The organism is Paramagnetospirillum caucaseum, assembly GCF_000342045.1.
Taxonomy (GTDB): Bacteria; Pseudomonadota; Alphaproteobacteria; order Rhodospirillales; family Magnetospirillaceae; genus Phaeospirillum; species Phaeospirillum caucaseum.
Genome location: NZ_AONQ01000077.1, coordinates 1 through 18,985, shown reverse-complemented (window position 1 = coordinate 18,985; position 18,985 = coordinate 1). Strand labels below are relative to the sequence as shown.

Here is an 18,985-nt window from a genome sequence, read left to right as displayed (position 1 = left end):
GGAGAACACGTCCTCGATCGGCATCAGGAACGGCTTGTCCTTGGGACGCTCCGGCTGCGGGATGTAGGCGTCGACCTCGGCCATCAGCTTCAGGATCGCCTCGCGGCCGATCTCCGGCTGCTTGTCTTCCAGGGCGCAGAGCGCCGAGCCGCGCACGATCGGAATGTCGTCGCCGGGGAAATCGTACGAGCTCAGCAGCTCGCGCACTTCCAGCTCGACCAGATCCAGCAGCTCGGGATCGTCGACCATGTCGCACTTGTTCATGAACACCACCAGCGCCGGCACGCCGACCTGACGGGCCAGCAGGATGTGCTCGCGGGTCTGGGGCATGGGGCCGTCGGCCGCCGACACCACCAGGATGGCGCCGTCCATCTGCGCCGCGCCGGTGATCATGTTCTTCACATAATCGGCGTGGCCGGGGCAATCCACATGGGCGTAGTGGCGGTTGACGGTCTCGTACTCGACGTGGGCGGTCGAGATGGTGATGCCGCGGGCCTTCTCTTCCGGCGCCTTGTCGATCTGGTCGTAGGCGGTGAAGGTGGCGCCGCCGGTCTCGGCCAGGATCTTGGTGATCGCCGCGGTCAGCGAGGTCTTGCCATGGTCGACGTGACCGATGGTCCCGATATTGCAGTGAGGCTTGTTGCGCTCGAATTTAGCCTTAGCCATCGTTTCTTACTCCGTCCTCGATAGATGTCAGATTAGCCGGCCAGCTTCGCGCGGATCTCGTCCGACACGTTCTGGGGCACTTCCGAATAGTGATCAAAGGTCATGCTGTACTGCGCCCGGCCCTGGGACATGGAGCGCAGGGTGTTCACGTAGCCGAACATGTTGGCCAGCGGCACCATGGCGGTGATCACGCGGGCGTTGCCGCGCTGGTCCATGTCGTTGACCTGGCCGCGGCGGCTGTTCAGGTCGCCGATCACGTCGCCCAGATAGTCCTCGGGGGTGACGACCTCGACCTTCATCATCGGCTCGAGCAGCTTCGGGCCGGCCTTGGCGATGCCTTCACGGAAGGCGGCGCGCGACGCGATTTCGAAGGCGAGAACCGACGAGTCGACGTCGTGGTAGGCGCCGTCCACCAGGGTGGCCTTGAAGTCGATCAGCGGGAAGCCGGCGATGACGCCGTTATCCATGGCCGAGCGGATGCCCTTGTCGACGCCGGGGACGTATTCCTTGGGAACCGAACCGCCGATGACCTTGTTCTCGAAGACGTAGCCCGCGCCCTTTTCGGCCGGCTCGAACTTGATCTTGACACGGGCGAACTGGCCCGAACCGCCGGTCTGCTTCTTGTGGGTGTAGTCGACCTCGTAGACCTTCGAGATGGTCTCGCGGTAGGCCACCTGGGGGGCGCCCACATTGGCTTCCACCTTGAACTCGCGCTTCATGCGGTCCACGAGGATTTCCAGATGCAGTTCGCCCATGCCCTTGATCACGGTCTGGCCGGACTCGGCATCGGAGGTCACGCGGAACGACGGGTCCTCGGCGGCCAGACGAGCCAGGGCGACGCCCATCTTCTCCTGGTCGGCCTTGGACTTGGGCTCCACGGCCACCTCGATCACCGGCTCGGGGAACTCCATGCGCTCGAGCACCACCAGCGAGCTGGGAGTCGGGTCGCACAGGGTGTCACCGGTGGTGGTGTCCTTCAGACCGGCGAAGGCGACGATGTCGCCGGCGCGGGCTTCCTTGATTTCCTCACGCGAGTTGGCGTGCATCAGCAGCATGCGGCCGACGCGCTCGCGCTTTTCCTTCACGGTGTTCTGGATATAGCTGCCCGACTCGACCACGCCCGAATAGACGCGCACGAAGGTCAGCGAACCCACGAAGGGATCGTTCATGATCTTGAACGCCAGACCGGCGAACGGCTCGTCGTCGGTGGCGTGCTTGGCGATCTCTTCGTCGGTGCCGTACTTCACGCCCTTGATGGCGGGAATGTCGACCGGGGCCGGCAGATAGTCGATGACGGCGTCGAGCAGGGGCTGCACGCCCTTGTTCTTGAACGCCGAGCCACACAGCACGGGCACGAAGACCCGGGCGATGGTACCCTTGCGGATACAGGCCTGCAGCACCTCGAAGGACGGCTCTTCGCCACCCAGGTACTGTTCCATGGCCGCGTCGTCCATCTCGACGGCGGTCTCGATCAGCTGGGCGCGATAGGCGGCGGCCTTCTCGACCAGATCGGCGGGAATCGGCTGGTCCTCGAACTCGGCGCCCAGGCTCTCGTCCTTCCAGATCACCGCGACGTTGCGCAGCAGATCCACCAGGCCGATATAGCCGCCTTCCTCGCCGATGGGCAGGTGCATGACCAGCGGGCGGGCGCCCAGACGGTCGATGATCATATCGACGCAACGATAGAAGTTGGCGCCGATGCGGTCCATCTTATTGACGAAACAGATGCGCGGCACGCCGTACTTGTCGGCCTGGCGCCACACCGTCTCGGACTGGGGCTCGACGCCCGCCACCGAGTCGAACACGGTCACCGCGCCGTCGAGCACGCGGAGCGAACGCTCCACCTCGATGGTGAAGTCCACGTGGCCGGGGGTGTCGATGATGTTGACGCGGTGGTCGCGCCAGAACGCGGTGGTCGCGGCGGAGGTGATGGTGATGCCGCGCTCCTGCTCCTGCTCCATCCAGTCCATGGTGGCGGTGCCTTCGTGCACTTCGCCGATCTTATAGGACTTGCCGGTGTAGTAGAGGATGCGTTCGGTGGTAGTGGTCTTGCCGGCATCGATGTGGGCCATGATGCCGATATTGCGGTACCGCTCGAGGGGCGTTGTACGGGCCATGATGGTCTCGCTCTCCGGTTACCAGCGGTAATGGGAGAAGGCCTTGTTGGCCTCCGCCATACGGTGGGTGTCTTCGCGCTTCTTGACGGCGGCGCCACGGTTGTTGGCGGCGTCCAGAAGCTCACCGGACAGGCGGTCGATCATGGTGGTCTCGGAACGCTTGCGCGAGTAGTCGATCAGCCAGCGGATGGCCAGGGCCTGACGGCGATCGGTACGCACTTCGACCGGCACCTGGTAGGTGGCGCCGCCGACGCGGCGGGAGCGCACTTCCAGGGCGGGCTTCACGTTGTCGAGAGCCTCGTGGAACACCTTCAGCGGGTCCTGGCCGGTCTTGGCCTGGATCTTGTCCAGGGCGCCATAGACGATGGCCTCGGCGGCGGACTTCTTGCCGTCCAGCATCAGGCAGTTCATGAACTTGGCGACGACATAGTCGTGAAACTTGGCGTCGGGGGTGATTTCGCGCTTTTCAGCGGCGTGACGACGAGACATCTGATGAACTCCTTACTTCGGACGCTTCGCGCCGTACTTCGAACGACGCTGACGGCGATCCTTGACGCCCTGGGTATCCAGCGTGCCGCGAATGATGTGGTAGCGGACACCCGGCAAGTCCTTCACACGACCGCCGCGGATCATCACCACCGAGTGTTCCTGAAGGTTGTGACCTTCGCCCGGGATGTACGAGGTAACCTCGAAACCGTTGGTCAGGCGCACGCGGGCGACCTTACGAAGCGCCGAGTTCGGCTTCTTCGGAGTGGTCGTGTACACGCGAGTGCAAACGCCGCGCTTCTGCGGGCAGGCCTCCATGGCGGGGACCTTGTTGCGCGCCGCCACGGGCTGGCGCGGCTTACGGATCAATTGATTGATCGTGGGCATTCAGTCACTTTCCCTTCACACAGGTCCCTTGACGAAAACCAGAAAAAAACCCGCCGGCGGTTCCCCGCCGGGGTTTTCTTTAAGGTTCAGTCGCCGACCCGTTCGGCGTTGTCATCAGTGTTTCGCAAGCCTCGGGACAACGAAAACCGTCCAGGCGGACGGATACCGGTCCCCCGAGAAGCGCGCATCCTATTTATCCGCCCGCCCCCCGTCAAGCGAAAGAGTCGGGGTATTTTGGAGTGCGATTCAATCGCGGCGAGTCGATTCTTGGTAACCTTTCCATGGTATGGTGAGGGTGGTTTGGATTCCGAGGTTCGCCATGCAGACCCCAACCGCCGAGATCACAGGTTCACAGCAGACCGAAGCCGCCCGTCCGGGACGGGTGGTGTCGGGCATCCGCGAGGCCGCCGACAGCACCGGGGTGTCGTTCGGCTATCTCCTGGCCCAGGCCACCCAGGAAAGCGGCCTCGACCCCCACGCCCGCAACACCAAGTCCTCGGCCTCGGGACTGTTCCAGTTCACCGCCGGCACCTGGCTGGACATGGTCAAGCGCCATGGGGCCAAGCACGGGCTGGAAGACGCGGCCGAGGCCATCGCCAAGGGCGCCGACGGCCGCCTCGACGTGCCCGACCGGGCCACGCGAAAGGCCATCCTCGACCTGCGCAAGGACCCCAGGCTGTCGTCGCTGATGGCCGCCGAGTTCGCCAAGGACAACGCCAAGATGCTGGAAAAGCGTCTGGGCCGCGAGGCCACCGCCTCCGACCTCTACCTCGCCCACTTCCTGGGTGCCGCCGGCGCCGCCCGGGTGATCGAGGGCATGGAGGACAATCCCCGGCATTCCGCCCATCGCCTGCTGCCCGACGCGGCACGGGCCAACCCGGAAGTGTTCGGCAAGGCCCGCACCGTGGCCGGCCTCTACAAGAGCGTCCAGGCCCGCTTCAAGAACGCCCTGGGCGACGACGCCGCCGCCGCCCACGAACCCGCCGTCGACACCGGCAATCCCCAGCTGGCGGCCCTGCGCCCCGTGGCGCGTCCCGAGACCCCGCCGCCCGCCTCCACCCCCACCGAGGCCGCCCTGACCCAGGTGGTGCAGGCGGTGGCGCCGGCGGTCAAGGCCCCGGCGACCCAGGCGGCGACGCGCAGCGTATCGCCATCCGATTTCGCCAGCGCCCTGCAGCCAGAAAGCCCGTTCTTCCCCGCAGCCATCCCCCCCGCCCCCACCGGCACCCGGCCGCAGACCGTCAGCCTGCGCGAGATCGTTGAGGCCATCAAGGCGGGCGAGGACGTCTAGCGAGCCCTCCTGCTACCGGAAGAAATCCTCCGCCGCGATGGCGAAGTTGAGGCCGTCGGCGTCGCGAATGTGGAAGGTGGTGATGCCCACCAGGTTGCCGGCGCCATCGAACAGCCCGCCGCCCGACGAACCCGGCGAGATGGGGGCTGTGGTCTGGACGTAGCGCAGGGTCTTGATCTGGCGCAATCCCGAGATCAGCCCCTGGCCCAGGGTGGCTTCCAACCCCTTGGGCGCGCCGATGGAATAGACCGTTTCACCCACCCGCAGGTCGCCCCACGACCGGATGCCCGGCACCGCCGACAGGCGGCCCGGCGACACGGTCATCAGGCAACGATCGGTGGCCGGATCGCCGCCCGAAGGCGTGGCCCGCAGGGTCTGACCGCCCTGGCGCAGCAGGATCACCGCCATCTCGTCGATGACGTGGCAGTTGGTCACCAGGGTCCGCTCGTCCATGGCCACCGCCGAACCGAACCGCCCCTTGTTCGCCTTCAGGTCGGCCTCGGTGCGCGCCGCCACCACCACGTAGACCGAGCGCCCCACCGTGGCGAACACGTCTTCCGCCCCCAGGCGGGAGCGGCCGGGCGGACGCTGCAGCGAGGCGGGAAGCGGGCGCCAGTCGGGCAGCCGGGCGGCGGCCCCCGACCCCAGGCCGGCCGGCGCCACCCCCGGCGCCGCCGGGACCTCCACCGGCCCCTGGCGTTCGGGAATGCGCCCCGGCTTCCAGGCGGCGGCGGATTCCTCTACCTGGACGCGCAGGTCGGCGGCCACGTTGCGGGCCAGTTCCCCGCGCAGGAAGTAGGCCTCCGTGGTGCAATCGCGATAATGGAAGCGGTTTTCGAACAACGGATGATCATCGGGCCGAGGCACCGAGCGTCCGGCCAATCCGGCGACGATGGCCCAGTAGAGCCCCTGGGAGCGGTTCTTCTCCACCCAGCCGCCGCGATCATGACCATGGGCGAGGCGCAGTTGGGCCAAGCAATTGCCCTCCGTAGCCAGGCCGTTGTAAAGGTCGGCGGCCAAGGCCGGCTCGTCGCCCTCGGCCAGGACGGCGCGGACCAGCCGGGCCCAGGAGGCGCCGGCCGCCACCGCCTTGGCCAGATAGGCCCGCGCCCTGGCCGGATCCTTGGGCGTGCCGCGCCCGTACCAATGGGCATCGAACAGCCGGCGCAAGGCCTGACCGTCGCCGCCGGCGGCGGCCTGCTCCCACCAGGACAGCGCGGTGGTCGGATCGTAATGGCGTTGAGTGGGATCGCCCAGCACGTCGCCCAGCAGACGGGCGGCGATGGAATCACCCCCGGCGGCGGCGGTGGAGCATTGGGCCAGTTCGGCGGTGGAGGACGGGCGCGCCGTACAGGCGGCACGGGCAGGCAATACCCCACCCATGGCGACGAGAATCGCCATCGTCCAGACCCACCGCGAGCTCATGGCTTCTCCCTTGACGCTCTACCCGGGATGTGGCGCCCCGGGATTTTGTAAAGAGATGATAGCGCCTCGATGGCTTAAGGTCTTCACCCTATTTCGGGTCGTAAAAAAAAGTCATCCCCGCCTCCTTTGCAGAAGGCGGGGATGGAGCTTTTCATCCGGTCGGGATCGACTATTCGGCGGGCGGCGCCTCGGGAGCGGAGCCCTCGGCGGCCGGCGGGATGGCCGGCACCTCGCCCTCGCCTTCCACCTGCATGTCCTTGTCGCGCTGGGCGGCAATGGCGCGCAGGCGGTTCATCACCGCGCCGGTGCCGGCGGGGATCAGACGGCCGACGATGACGTTTTCCTTCAGGCCCTGCAGGCTGTCCACCTTGCCGGAAACGGCGGCTTCGGTGAGCACGCGGGTGGTCTCCTGGAAGGAGGCCGCCGAGATGAAGGAGTGGGTCTGCAACGACGCCTTGGTGATGCCCTGGAGAACCGGGGTGCCCGAAGCGGGACGGCCGGCTTCCTTGATCGCCTTGGCGTTCTCGATGTCGAACTCGACGCGGTCGACCTGCTCGCCCACCAGAAGGGTGGTGTCGCCGGGGTCGGTGATCTCGACCTTCTGCAGCATCTGGCGGACGATCACCTCGATGTGCTTGTCGTTGATCTTCACGCCCTGCAGCCGGTAGACCTCCTGAATCTCGTTGATGAGATACTGGGCCAGGGCTTCGACGCCCAGGACCTTCAGGATGTCGTGCGGCACGGGATTGCCGTCCATCAGCGGATCGCCGCGGCGGACGTAATCGCCTTCCTGCACCGAGATGTGCTTGCCCTTGGGGATCAGGTACTCGATGGGATCGCCGTTCTCCGGGACCACCAGGATACGGCGCTTGGACTTGTAGTCCTTACCGAATTCCACGCGGCCGTCGCAATCGGAGATGATGGCGTGGTCCTTGGGCTTGCGGGCTTCGAACAGTTCCGCCACACGCGGCAGACCGCCGGTGATGTCGCGGGTCTTGGACGATTCGCGCGGAATGCGTGCCAGAACGTCGCCGGCGTTGACCTTGGTGTTGTTCTCCACCGACAGGATGGCATCCACCGACATGAAGTAGCGGGCTTCCAGGCCGTTGGCCAGCAGCAGTTCCTCGCCCTTCTCGTCACGGAGCGTGACGCGGGGACGGAGATCGGCGCCGCGGGGCTGCTGCTTCCAGTCGACCACCACCTTGCTGGCGATGCCGGTGGCCTCGTCGACCACTTCTCGCATGGACAGGCCCTCGGTCAGGTCGACGTAATGCGCCACGCCGGCCCGCTCGGTGATGATCGGCAGGGTGTAGGGGTCCCACTCGGCCAGCTTGGTGCCCTTGGCGACCTTCTGGGCCTCGTCCACCAGCAGCTTGGCGCCGTAGGGGACGCGGTGACGGGCGCGTTCGCGGTTGTTGATGTCGAGCAGAGCCACTTCGCAATTGCGGCTCATGACGATATGGGCGCCCGACGAGTTGACCACCACGTTGCGGTTGATCACCTGCACGGTGCCGTCGAAGGTCGCCTCGATGGACGACTGCTCGGCACCGCGCTGGGCCGCGCCGCCGATGTGGAAGGTCCGCATGGTCAGCTGGGTGCCGGGCTCGCCGATAGACTGGGCGGCGATGACGCCCACGGCCTCGCCGACGTTGACGCGGGTGCCCCGCGCCAGATCGCGGCCGTAGCAGGAGCCGCACACGCCCTCTTCCGAGTCGCAGGTCAGCACCGAACGGATCACCACGGTCTCGATGCCGGCGGCGTCGATCAGTTCGACCTCGGTTTCCTGGATCATCTGCGCGGCCTTGACGATGACCTCGCCGGTCAGCGGATTGACGATGTCGCGGGCCGCCGAACGGCCGAGGATACGCTCGGCCAGGGACGAGATGACCTCGCCGCCTTCGATCACCGGCGACACGGTCAGGCCGTTGGTGGTGCCGCAATCCTCTTCGCAGATGATGGCGTCCTGGGCCACGTCCACCAGACGGCGGGTCAGATAACCCGAGTTGGCGGTCTTGAGCGCGGTGTCGGCCAGACCCTTGCGGGCGCCGTGGGTGGAGTTGAAGTACTCCAGCACGGTGAGGCCTTCCTTGAAGTTCGAGATGATCGGCGTCTCGATGATCTCGCCCGAGGGCTTGGCCATCAGGCCGCGCATGCCGGCCAGCTGCTTCATCTGGGCGGCGGAACCGCGGGCGCCGGAATGGGCCATCATGTAGATGGAGTTGATCTGCTTGCCCGGGATCAGGCTGGAGATCTGCTTCATCATGGCGTCGGCGACGTCGTCGGTGCACTTGGACCAGGCGTCCACCACCTTGTTGTACTTTTCGCCCTGGGTGATCAGGCCGTCCTGGTACTGCTGCTCGTATTCCTTGGCCTTTTCCTCGGTCTCGCCGACCAGGGTTTCCTTTTCCGGCGGAATGACCAGATCGTCCTTGCCGAAGGAGATGCCGGCCTTGAAGGCGTTGGAATAGCCCAGGCCCATGACGCGGTCAGCGAAGATCACCGTCTCTTTCTGACCGCAATGGCGGTAGACCACGTCGATGACGTTCTGGATTTCCTTCTTGGTCAACAGACGGTTGATCAGGGAGAACGGCACGTTCTTGTTCTTGGGCAGGATCACCGACAGCATCATGCGGCCCGGCGTGGTGTCCACGATCTGGGTCACCGGAGTGCCTTCGGAATCCACGGTGTCGAAGCGGGCGCGGATCTTGGTGTGGAGCGTGACCGTCTTTTCGGTCAGCGCTTCCTCGATCTCGGCCATGTTCACGAAGACCGGCACCTTGAACAGGATGGCCTTGCCGTCCTTGATGGCCTTCTCGGCATCGCCCACGTCGGCGAAGGTCAGCGGGACGCCGGGCTTCTCCACGTTGAACAGGCGCAGGTGACCGCCCTTCAGGCCGGCCTCCAGCGCGTCCTTGTTGGGCACGTTGACGCGGCGGTGGGCGGTGACGTTGCGGCTGGCCAGACGGTCCAGCAGGGCGTCCAGATCCTTGGTGTCGATCTTGGTGTTGGGATCGGTCGGGCAGTAGAACAGGATCGAGTTATTGGCGATGGCGCCCTTCAGCTCGTCCATGGAGCGGATCTTCAGCACCTGGCCGGGCATTTCGTCCCGTTCCATGGTGATGTAGTAGATGCCCAGCACGATGTCCTGCGACGGCACGATGATCGGCTTGCCGTTGGCCGGCGACAGGATGTTGTTGGTCGACATCATCAGCACGCGGGCTTCCAACTGGGCCTCGAGGCTCAGCGGGACGTGCACGGCCATCTGGTCGCCGTCGAAATCGGCGTTGAAGGCGGTGCAGACCAGCGGGTGCAGCTGGATGGCCTTGCCCTCGATCAACACGGGCTCGAACGCCTGGATGCCCAGGCGGTGGAGCGTCGGCGCGCGGTTCAGCATCACGGGATGCTCGCGGATAACCTCTTCCAGGATGTCCCACACCTCGGGACGCTCCTTCTCCACCATGCGCTTGGCGGCCTTGATGGTGGTGGCCATGCCGTAGAGCTCGAGCTTCGAATAGACGAAGGGCTTGAACAGCTCCAACGCCATCTTCTTGGGCAGGCCGCACTGGTGCAGCTTCAGCTCGGGACCGACCACGATGACCGAACGGCCGGAATAGTCGACGCGCTTGCCCAGCAGGTTCTGACGGAAGCGGCCCTGCTTGCCCTTCAGCATGTCGGACAGCGACTTCAGCGGACGCTTGTTGGCGCCGGTGATGGCGCGGCCGCGGCGGCCGTTGTCGAACAGGGCGTCGACGGCTTCCTGCAGCATGCGCTTCTCGTTGCGCACGATGATCTCGGGAGCGCGCAGCTCGATCAGCCGCTTCAGACGGTTGTTGCGGTTGATGACGCGGCGGTAGAGGTCGTTCAGATCCGAGGTGGCGAACCGGCCGCCGTCCAGAGGGACCAGGGGACGCAGCTCCGGCGGAATCACCGGGATCACTTCCAGGATCATCCATTCGGGGCGCGAGCCGGATTCGAGGAAGGCCTCGACCAGCTTCATGCGCTTGACCAGCTTCTTGCGCTTGGCCTCCGAGGTGGTCTCCTTGAGATCGACCTTCAACTGGGCCTTCTCGGATTCCAGGTCGATGACCGTCAGCATGTCGCGGATAGCCTCGGCGCCGATCTTGGCGGTGAAGGCGTCCTCGCCGAACTCGTCCACGGCGCGCATGTACTGCTCTTCCGTCAGCAGTTCGCGCAGCTTCAGCGGAGTGAGGCCGGGTTCGACCACCACGTAATTCTCGAAATACAGGATGCGCTCGAGATCCTTGAGCGTCATGTCGCACAGCAGGCCGATGCGCGACGGCAGCGACTTCAGGAACCAGATGTGGGCGACGGGCGAGGCCAGCTCGATATGGCCCATGCGCTCGCGCCGGACCTTGGCCAGGGTGACTTCCACGCCGCACTTCTCGCAGATGATGCCGCGATACTTCATGCGCTTGTACTTGCCGCACAGGCACTCGTAGTCCTTGATCGGCCCGAAGATGCGGGCGCAGAACAGGCCGTCGCGCTCCGGCTTGAAGGTGCGGTAGTTGATGGTCTCCGGCTTCTTGATCTCACCGTACGACCAGGAGCGGATACGCTCCGGCGAGGCGATGGAGATGCGGATCTGGTCGAACGACTGGGTGCCGCTCACCTGGCCGAAGATCTTCATAAGTTCGTTCATCGACAAACTCCCGTGTGACCTTTGAGGGCTGCGGGGGAAGAGGACCTTCCCCCGCGCCGGGTCCGTAATGCTGCTTTAGTAGTTCCGCTGGGTCAGTTCGACGTTCAGGCCGAGGGAGCGGAGCTCCTTGACCAGCACGTTGAACGACTCGGGGATACCGGCCTCGAAGGTGTCGTCGCCGCGCACGATGGCCTCGTAGACCTTGGTGCGGCCGGAAACGTCGTCCGACTTGACCGTCAGCATTTCCTGCAAAGTGTAGGCGGCGCCGTAGGCTTCCAGCGCCCACACTTCCATTTCACCGAAGCGCTGACCACCGAACTGCGCCTTGCCGCCCAGCGGCTGCTGGGTGACCAGCGAGTACGGGCCGATGGAGCGGGCGTGGATCTTGTCGTCCACCAGGTGGTGCAGCTTCAGCATGTAGATGTAGCCCACCGTCACCTTGCGGTCGAACGGCTCGCCGGTGCGGCCGTCGACCAGGGTCACCTGGCCGGACGAGGACCGGCCCGCCTTGGTCAGCATCTCGACGATGTCGCTTTCGCGCGCACCATCGAACACCGGGGTGGCGATCGGCACGCCCGGAGTCAGGTTGTGCGCCAGCTCGGTGATCTCGCTGTCGCCGAGGCTGGCGATCTCGTCCTCGTAGATGGCGTCGCCGTAGACGTCTTTCAACTTGGCCTTCAGCTCGATCATGGTCGCGGCGTTGCGCTTGTACTTGTCGAGCATGCCGCCGATCTGCTGGCCCAGGCCGGCGCAGGCCCAGCCCAGATGGGTCTCGAGAATCTGACCGACGTTCATGCGCGACGGCACGCCCAGCGGATTCAGCACGATGTCCACCTGCTGGCCGTCTTCCAGGTACGGCATGTCTTCCAGCGGCACGATGCGCGAGATGACGCCCTTGTTGCCGTGACGGCCGGCCATCTTGTCGCCCGGCTGCAGCTTGCGCTTCACCGCCACGAACACCTTGACCATCTTCATCACGCCGGGCGGCAGCTCGTCGCCGCGCTGCAGCTTCTCGACCTTGTTCTCGAAACGCTCCTGCAGCTTGTCGACCTGCTGGTCGAACGCACGCTTCAGCGCCTCGGAATCAGCCATCACCGCATCGTCGTCGATGGCGATGTTGCGCCAGGTGCTGGGATGCAGCTCGTCCATGTTGGAATCGGCCAGAACGGTGCCGGCCTTGATGCCCTTGGGGCCCGAGACGACCTTCTTGCCGATGATCAGAGCCTTGAGGCGGGCGAAGAACGACCGCTCCAGGATGTGACGCTCGTCGTCGCGGTCCTTGGCCAGACGCTCGATCTCGGCCCGCTCGATGGCCAGGGCGCGCTCGTCCTTCTCGACGCCGCGGCGCGAGAAGACGCGGACTTCGACGATGGTGCCCGACACGCCCGGCGGCAGGCGCAGCGACGTGTCGCGCACGTCCGAGGCCTTTTCGCCGAAGATGGCGCGCAGCAGCTTCTCTTCCGGAGTCATCGGGCTTTCGCCCTTGGGCGTCACCTTGCCGACCAGGATGTCGCCCGGCTTGACCTCGGCACCGATATAGACGATGCCGGCCTCGTCCAGGTTCTTCAGGGCCTCTTCACCCACGTTGGGAATGTCGCGGGTGATTTCCTCCTGGCCCAGCTTGGTGTCGCGGGCCATGACCTCGAATTCCTCGATGTGGATCGAGGTGAACACGTCGTCGCGGACGATGCGCTCGGAGATGAGGATGGAATCCTCGAAGTTGTAGCCGTTCCAGGGCATGAACGCGACCAGCACGTTGCGGCCGAGCGCCAGCTCGCCCAGCTGGGTCGAGGGGCCGTCGGCGATGATGTCGCCCTTCTGGATCAGATCGCCCACCTTGACCAGCGGACGCTGGGTGATGCAGGTGTTCTGGTTGGAACGCTGGAACTTCAGCAGGTTGTAGATGTCGACGCCGGACGCCGAGGCCTGGGTCTCCTCGGTGGCGCGGATCACCACGCGGGTGGCGTCCACCTGATCGACCACGCCGGTACGCTTGGCGGTGATGGCGGCGCCGGAGTCACGGGCCACCGCCTGCTCCATGCCGGTGCCCACCAGGGGGGCCTCGGCGCGGATCAGCGGAACCGCCTGACGCTGCATGTTCGAACCCATCAGGGCGCGATTGGCGTCGTCGTTCTCCAGGAACGGGATCAGCGCGGCGGCGACCGAAACCAGCTGCTTCGGCGACACGTCGATCATGTTGATCTCGTTGGCCGGCACCATGACGAAGTCGCCGGCCCGGCGGCACGACACCAGATCCTCGGTGAAGCGGCCCTCGGCGTCCAGGCCGGAATTAGCCTGCGCCACGGTGTAGCGCCCCTCTTCCATGGCCGAGAGATAGACCACTTCGCTGGTCACCTTGCCGTCGAACACCTTGCGGTACGGCGCCTCGATGAAGCCGTACTGGTTGACGCGGGCGTAGGTGGCGAGCGAGTTGATCAGGCCGATGTTCGGGCCTTCCGGCGTCTCGATCGGGCAGATGCGGCCGTAATGGGTCGGGTGCACGTCGCGCACCTCGAAGCCGGCGCGCTCGCGGGTCAGACCGCCCGGCCCGAGGGCCGAGAGACGACGCTTGTGGGTGATTTCCGACAGCGGGTTGGTCTGATCCATGAACTGCGACAGCTGCGACGAACCGAAGAACTCGCGCACGGCCGCCGCTGCCGGCTTGGCGTTGATCAGGTCGTGCGGCATCACCGAATCGATGTCCACGCTGGACATGCGCTCGCGGATGGCGCGCTCCATGCGCAGCAGACCGACGCGGTACTGGTTCTCCATCAGCTCGCCCACCGAGCGGACGCGGCGGTTGCCCAGGTGATCGATGTCGTCGATCTCGCCCTTGCCGTCCTTGAGCTCGACCAGAACCTTGATGACGCCCAGGATGTCTTCCTTCCTGAGCACGCGCACGGTGTCGGCGACCTCGGGGGTGTTGAGGCGCGAGTTCATCTTGACGCGGCCCACGGCCGACAGGTCGTAGCGCTCGGAATCGAAGAACAGGCCGGTGAACAGGGCCTCGGCGGTCTCCAGCGTCGGCGGCTCGCCGGGGCGCATCACGCGGTAGATGTCGATCAGGGCCTCTTCGCGGGAAGAGTTCTTGTCGATGGCCAGGGTGTTGCGCATGTACGGGCCGACATTGATATGGTCGATGGCCAGCACCGGCAGTTCGCTGATGCCCGCCTTCTCCAGCTCGGCCACCAGATTGGCGGTCAGCTCGTCACCGGCCTCGGTGAAGATTTCGCCGGTGGTCTCGTTGATGATGTCCTCGGCCACGTACTGGCCGACCATGTCCTCAGTGAAGACCTGGATGTCGGTCAGGCCGGCTTCCTTGAGCTTCTTGCCCAGGCGCGGCGTCATCTTGGTGCCGGCGTCGGCCACCTTCTCGCCGGTCTTGGCGTCGATCAGGTCGCTGACCAGCTTGACGCCCTTCAGGCGCTCGGCGTCGAACGGGGTCTTCCAGCCCTTGGGGCCGCGGGTATAGGTCACCTTGCCGTAGAAGTAGGACAGGATCTCTTCCGAGGTCATGCCCTTGATCTCGCTCTGCTCCAGGCCGCGGCCCTCGGCGGCGCGGCTGGCGCGGAGCGCGGCGGTGTTCATGCCGTCCAGCGCGTAGAGCAGCGTGGTGACGGGCAGCTTGCGGCGGCGGTCGATGCGCACATAGACCAGGTCCTTGGCGTCGAACTCGAAGTCCAGCCAGGAGCCGCGATAGGGAATGACCCGGGCAGCGAACAGGTACTTGCCCGACGAATGGGTCTTGCCCTTGTCGTGGTCGAAGAACACGCCCGGCGAACGGTGCATCTGCGAGACGATGACGCGCTCGGTACCGTTGATGACGAAGGTGCCGTTGGAGGTCATCAGGGGCATGTCGCCCATGTAGACGTCCTGCTCCTTGATGTCGCGGATGGAGCGCGAGCCGGTATCCTCGTCGATGTCCCACACCACCAGGCGGAGCGTCACCTTGAGGGGGGCGGCGAAGGTCATGCCGCGCTGCTGGCATTCCTCGACGTCGTATTTGGGCTGCTCCAGCTCGTAGCGCACGAACTCAAGCGTTCCGCGCTCGGAGAAGTCCTTGATCGGGAAGACGGACTTGAAGACTTCCTGCAGGCCGACATTGCCGCGCTGCTCGGGAGCCGTGTCCATCTGGAGGAAATGATCGTAGGAGCTCTTCTGCACCTCGATCAGATTCGGCATCGGCGCAACGGTGGGAATCCGCCCGAAGCTTTTGCGCACACGCTTGCGACCCGTATAGGATTTAGCCATTGCCGCTCCTCGTCCTCTTCGTGGGTATCAGCCCAACAAACTCGTCCTGCCCGGGGACCGCCCGGGATGCCCCCTGCGGGGCCCCACCCTAAATGGGTGGGTTTTGACCACCCGCAAGGGGTGATCGGTAAAGCGCCAGAAGGCCGGGATACGGCGAACCCGCATCCCGGCCCCTGGAAAACACCAGAAGGCGTTCTTACTTGACCTGCACCTTGGCGCCGGCCTCTTCCAGAACCTTCTTGATCTTCTCGGCTTCGTCCTTGCTGACGCCGTCCTTGACGGACTTCGGAGCGGCCTCGACCAGATCCTTGGCTTCCTTCAGGCCCAGGCCGGTGATGGCGCGGACTTCCTTGATGACGTTGATCTTCTTCTCACCGGCTTCGGTGAGGATCACGTCGAACTCGGTCTGCTCTTCGGCAGCCGGGGCAGCGGCACCGGCGGCCACGGCGGCGACGGCCACCGGAGCGGCGGCGGAAACGCCCCACTTCTCTTCCAGCATCTTCGACAGCTCGGCGGCCTCGAGGACGGTCAGAGCGGACAGGTCGTCAACCAGCTTGGCAAGATCAGCCATTTTGTAAAACTCCTAGTAAAAGCTTGAAGCTTGGGATTGGGTCAAAAATCTCACGCGGCGTCCTTGTCCGCCTTGGCCTTCAGGACGCGGGCCAGCTGGCCCGCCGGAGCCTGAAGAACGCCGGCGATACGGGTGGCCGGGGTCGAGAGCATGCCGAGGAGCTTGGCCCTGAGCTCGTCCAGGGACGGCAGGGTGGCGAGCGCCTTGACGCCGTTCACGTCGAGGCGCAGCGAACCCAGCGATCCACCGAGGATCTTGAGCTTGTCGTTGGCCTTGGCGTAGTCGGCGACGACCTTGGCGGCGGCGACCGGATCGCGCGAAACGGCGATGGCGGTCGGCCCGACGAACAGGTCGGCGATGGACTCGAACTCGGTTCCCACAAGGGCGAGCTTGGTGAGACGATTCTTGGTCACTTTGAAGTTGGCACCGGCCGCACGCATCTTCCCGCGCAGATCCGTCATCTCGGCAACCGTCAAACCCGAATAATGGGTGACGACCACCAGCCCGACGTCTCCGAGCGTTCCCTGCAGCGAGCCGACCCACTCTGTCTTCTGTGTCCGGTCCACTTTCGTCTCCAAACATAGAGCCGAAACGTCCCCGCCATCATTGGCGGCTGGTTCCGGTCCATTGCCCATGGCCCTGTCGGGTGGCGAACCACCCGGCAAAGCCGGTGGCCTGTCCCAGAAGCTTCAAGCCGTGCCGATCCCCCCTGAGGGGAACCGGAAGCGTTCTTTGACCTCTGTCTGCGCAGGCGGGAAATCCCTTCAAGCCCCCGTTGCCGGGGACACCTACGGTCTCGGACAGGATGGAAGTCCCGGTCGCCCGGAACTTCCGTCTTCTCCCCTCCCCTTTGCGGGGGACGGGAAACTCCTTATCCCCCCGGCCTTAGGCCAGGGTGGCGACGTCGAGCTTGACGCCCGGGCCCATGGTCGAGCTGATGGACACCTTCTTGAGGTAGGTGCCCTTGGCGCCCTGGGGCTTCGCCTTGGTGATGGCATCGACGAACGCACGCACGTTCTCGGCCAGCTTCTCTTCCGAGAACGAGGCCTTGCCGATGCCGGCGTGAACGATACCGGCCTTCTCGACGCGGAACTGGACCTGACCGGCCTTGGCGGCGCGGACGGCCTCGGTCACGTTGGTGGTCACGGTGCCCAGCTTCGGGTTGGGCATCAGGCCGCGCGGGCCCAGCACCTTGCCGAGGCGGCCCACCAGGCCCATCATGTCGGGAGTGGCGATGCAGCGGTCGAAATCCATGGTGCCGCCGTTGACGATCTCGAACAGATCGTCGGCGCCCACGATGTCGGCGCCGGCCTTCTTGGCCTCCTCCGCCTTGTCGCCCTTGGCGAACACCGCCACGCGCACGGTCTTGCCGGTGCCGTGGGGCAGTTCGACCACGCCGCGGACCATCTGGTCGGCGTGACGGGGGTCGACGCCCAGGTTCAGCGCGATCTCGATGGTCTCGTCGAACTTGGCGACGGCGCGGGTCTTGATGGCCTTCACCGCATCGGCGAGGCTGTAGAACTTGTCGCGGTCGATATCGGCATAGGCCGACTTCAGGCGCTTTCCTTCGCGAGCCATGTGCTTACTCCACCACCTTGAGGCCCATGGAACGGGCGGAACCGACGATCATCGTGGAGGCGGCCTCGACGTCATTGGCGTTGAGGTCGGCCATCTTCTTCTCGGCGATCTCACGGATCTGAGCCATGGACACCTCACCGACGGTGCCGCCCTTGCCGGGAGTGGTCGACCCCTTGCTCACCGCGGCGGCCTTCTTCAGGAAGTAGCTGACCGGTGGGGTCTTGGTCACGAAGGTGAACGTGCGGTCGGAATAGGCGGTGATCACCACCGGAATCGGCATGCCCGGCTCGAGACCCTGGGTCTGAGCGTTGAAGGACTTGCAGAATTCCATGATGTTCAGGCCGCGCTGACCCAGCGCGGGGCCGATCGGCGGCGAGGGATTCGCCTTGCCGGCCGGGACTTGGAGCTTAACGTAGCCCACGATCTTCTTTGCCATTTCACAATCCTCTCTCTGTCACCAGAGTTGGCGGTGCGGCGTTGGCGCGCCTCCCGCCCTCCAAACCGCTCCCGGACATCCGGGATGCGGAAAACAAAAAGCACCGGTGCCGCCCGCGCCATTCCGGCGGGGCGGCTTCCGGTCACATTCCTCAGATCTTCTCGACCTGAGAGTATTCCAGTTCGACCGGGGTGGAGCGCCCGAAGATCGACACCGCCACCTTGAGGCGGGCCTTCTCCTCGTCGACTTCCTCGACCAGGCCGTTGAACGAGGTGAAGGGGCCGTCCGAGACCCGCACCTGCTCTCCCACCTCGAAGGTGATGGAGGGCTTGGGGCGCTCGACGCCTTCCTGCACCTGCTTGATGATGCGTTCGGCTTCCCGTTCGGTGATCGGCACCGGACGGCCCTTGCCGCCCAGGAAGCCGGTCACCTTCGGCGTATTCTTGACCAGGTGCCAGGTGTCGTCGGTGAGGTTCATCTTGACCAGGACATAGCCCGGGAAGAACTTGCGCTCGGCGTTCACCTTGGTGCCGCGGCGGACCTCGACGACCTCCTCGGTCGGGACCAGAACCTGCTCGAAAGCCTCGGCCACGCCCTTCTGCTCCGCCTGCTCGCGGATGGACTGGGCGACCTTCTTCTCGAAGCCGGAATAGACGTGAATCACGTACCAGCGGGCGGTGGTCATCTCGTCGTCAGCCTCCCAGACCGAACAGGAGCTTTACGCTCGCGGCGAAAATCTGGTCGATGACCAGAAAGAAGATGGCCGCGATCACCACCATGATGAACACCATGCCGGTGGAGACGGTGGTCTCGCGCCGGGTAGGCCAAGTCACCTTGGAGACTTCCTGGCGGACCTGCTTGAAGAAAAGGGCCGGTGACGTTTTTGCCATATCTCTACAGTCGAAAGTTGGCAGGAGTGGAGGGGCTCGAACCCCCAACCCCCGGTTTTGGAGACCGGTGCTCTACCAGTTGAGCTACACTCCTGCAGCCTTTACCGCCCCCTGCTGGCAGGGACCGGGATCAGACCCGGCGTGACCGGAGCCACGCCTTATACAGACACTCGACGGCCTTGGCAACACCGCCGAAACGGTGCGGCCAAGGCCGGATCGAGGGATTT

Annotated in this window: 14 protein-coding genes and 1 tRNA gene; 1 reads left to right on the top strand and 14 read right to left on the bottom strand. The window is 65.1% G+C overall.

The window, feature by feature from the left end; genetic code table 11:
* The 4 genes from H261_RS19550 to rpsL all read right to left on the bottom strand — a co-directional run.
* A partial coding sequence (locus tag H261_RS19550) for a GTP-binding protein (RefSeq protein ID WP_008617892.1) occupies positions 1 to 666 on the bottom strand: 666 nt, incomplete at its 3' end.
* 32 nt (positions 667 to 698) lie between these two features.
* Positions 699 to 2,783 carry an elongation factor G gene (fusA, locus tag H261_RS19545; RefSeq protein ID WP_008620999.1) on the bottom strand — a complete coding sequence of 695 codons (2,085 nt, stop codon included), beginning with the start codon at positions 2,781 to 2,783 and terminating at the stop codon, positions 699 to 701.
* An 18-nt stretch (positions 2,784 to 2,801) separates the two neighbouring features.
* Entirely contained in the window at positions 2,802 to 3,272 is a 471-nt protein-coding gene (rpsG, locus tag H261_RS19540; protein ID WP_008620997.1) for a 30S ribosomal protein S7, read from the bottom strand.
* 12 nt (positions 3,273 to 3,284) lie between these two features.
* Complete coding sequence (rpsL, locus tag H261_RS19535) at positions 3,285 to 3,656, bottom strand: 30S ribosomal protein S12 (protein ID WP_008620996.1); 372 nt, start codon at positions 3,654 to 3,656, stop codon at positions 3,285 to 3,287.
* A 319-nt stretch (positions 3,657 to 3,975) separates the two neighbouring features.
* On the opposite strand from rpsL, the gene H261_RS19530 reads away from it, so the two are divergent.
* The gene (locus H261_RS19530) at positions 3,976 to 4,947 is read left to right on the top strand and encodes a transglycosylase SLT domain-containing protein (protein ID WP_008620995.1); all 972 of its coding nucleotides are present in this window, start codon (positions 3,976 to 3,978) and stop codon (positions 4,945 to 4,947) included.
* Positions 4,948 to 4,959: 12 nt separating this feature from the next.
* Here the strand turns inward: H261_RS19530 and H261_RS23570 are convergent, their stop codons facing one another.
* The 10 genes from H261_RS23570 to H261_RS19480 all read right to left on the bottom strand — a co-directional run bounded on the left by H261_RS23570 (position 4,960) and on the right by H261_RS19480 (position 18,852).
* A complete protein-coding gene (locus H261_RS23570) occupies positions 4,960 to 6,372 on the bottom strand; it encodes a tetratricopeptide repeat-containing serine protease family protein (protein ID WP_152426987.1) in 1,413 nt (470 codons plus the stop codon).
* A 169-nt stretch (positions 6,373 to 6,541) separates the two neighbouring features.
* On the bottom strand, positions 6,542 to 11,032 hold the full coding sequence (locus H261_RS19520) for a DNA-directed RNA polymerase subunit beta' (RefSeq protein WP_040476916.1): 4,491 nt from the start codon (positions 11,030 to 11,032) through the stop codon (positions 6,542 to 6,544).
* Positions 11,033 to 11,107: 75 nt separating this feature from the next.
* Entirely contained in the window at positions 11,108 to 15,283 is a 4,176-nt protein-coding gene (gene rpoB, locus H261_RS19515) for a DNA-directed RNA polymerase subunit beta (protein ID WP_008620992.1), read from the bottom strand.
* Between the two features lie 196 nt (positions 15,284 to 15,479).
* Positions 15,480 to 15,854 (bottom strand): 50S ribosomal protein L7/L12, encoded by a 375-nt coding sequence (gene rplL, locus H261_RS19510; RefSeq protein WP_008620991.1) that lies wholly within the window; start codon positions 15,852 to 15,854, stop codon positions 15,480 to 15,482.
* A gap of 50 nt (positions 15,855 to 15,904) precedes the next feature.
* On the bottom strand, positions 15,905 to 16,420 hold the full coding sequence (rplJ, locus tag H261_RS19505) for a 50S ribosomal protein L10 (protein ID WP_008620990.1): 516 nt from the start codon (positions 16,418 to 16,420) through the stop codon (positions 15,905 to 15,907).
* 319 nt (positions 16,421 to 16,739) lie between these two features.
* Positions 16,740 to 17,432, bottom strand: a complete 693-nt coding sequence (gene rplA, locus H261_RS19500) for a 50S ribosomal protein L1 (RefSeq protein WP_008620989.1) — start codon at positions 17,430 to 17,432, stop codon at positions 16,740 to 16,742.
* Positions 17,433 to 17,436: 4 nt separating this feature from the next.
* Positions 17,437 to 17,868 (bottom strand): 50S ribosomal protein L11, encoded by a 432-nt coding sequence (rplK, locus tag H261_RS19495; protein WP_008620988.1) that lies wholly within the window; start codon positions 17,866 to 17,868, stop codon positions 17,437 to 17,439.
* A 151-nt stretch (positions 17,869 to 18,019) separates the two neighbouring features.
* Positions 18,020 to 18,553 (bottom strand): transcription termination/antitermination protein NusG, encoded by a 534-nt coding sequence (gene nusG / locus H261_RS19490; protein ID WP_008620987.1) that lies wholly within the window; start codon positions 18,551 to 18,553, stop codon positions 18,020 to 18,022.
* Positions 18,554 to 18,560: 7 nt separating this feature from the next.
* Positions 18,561 to 18,758 carry a preprotein translocase subunit SecE gene (secE, locus tag H261_RS19485; RefSeq protein WP_008620986.1) on the bottom strand — a complete coding sequence of 66 codons (198 nt, stop codon included), beginning with the start codon at positions 18,756 to 18,758 and terminating at the stop codon, positions 18,561 to 18,563.
* Positions 18,759 to 18,776: 18 nt separating this feature from the next.
* A tRNA-Trp gene (locus H261_RS19480) sits at positions 18,777 to 18,852 on the bottom strand.
* Positions 18,853 to 18,985: the final 133 nt, after the last annotated feature.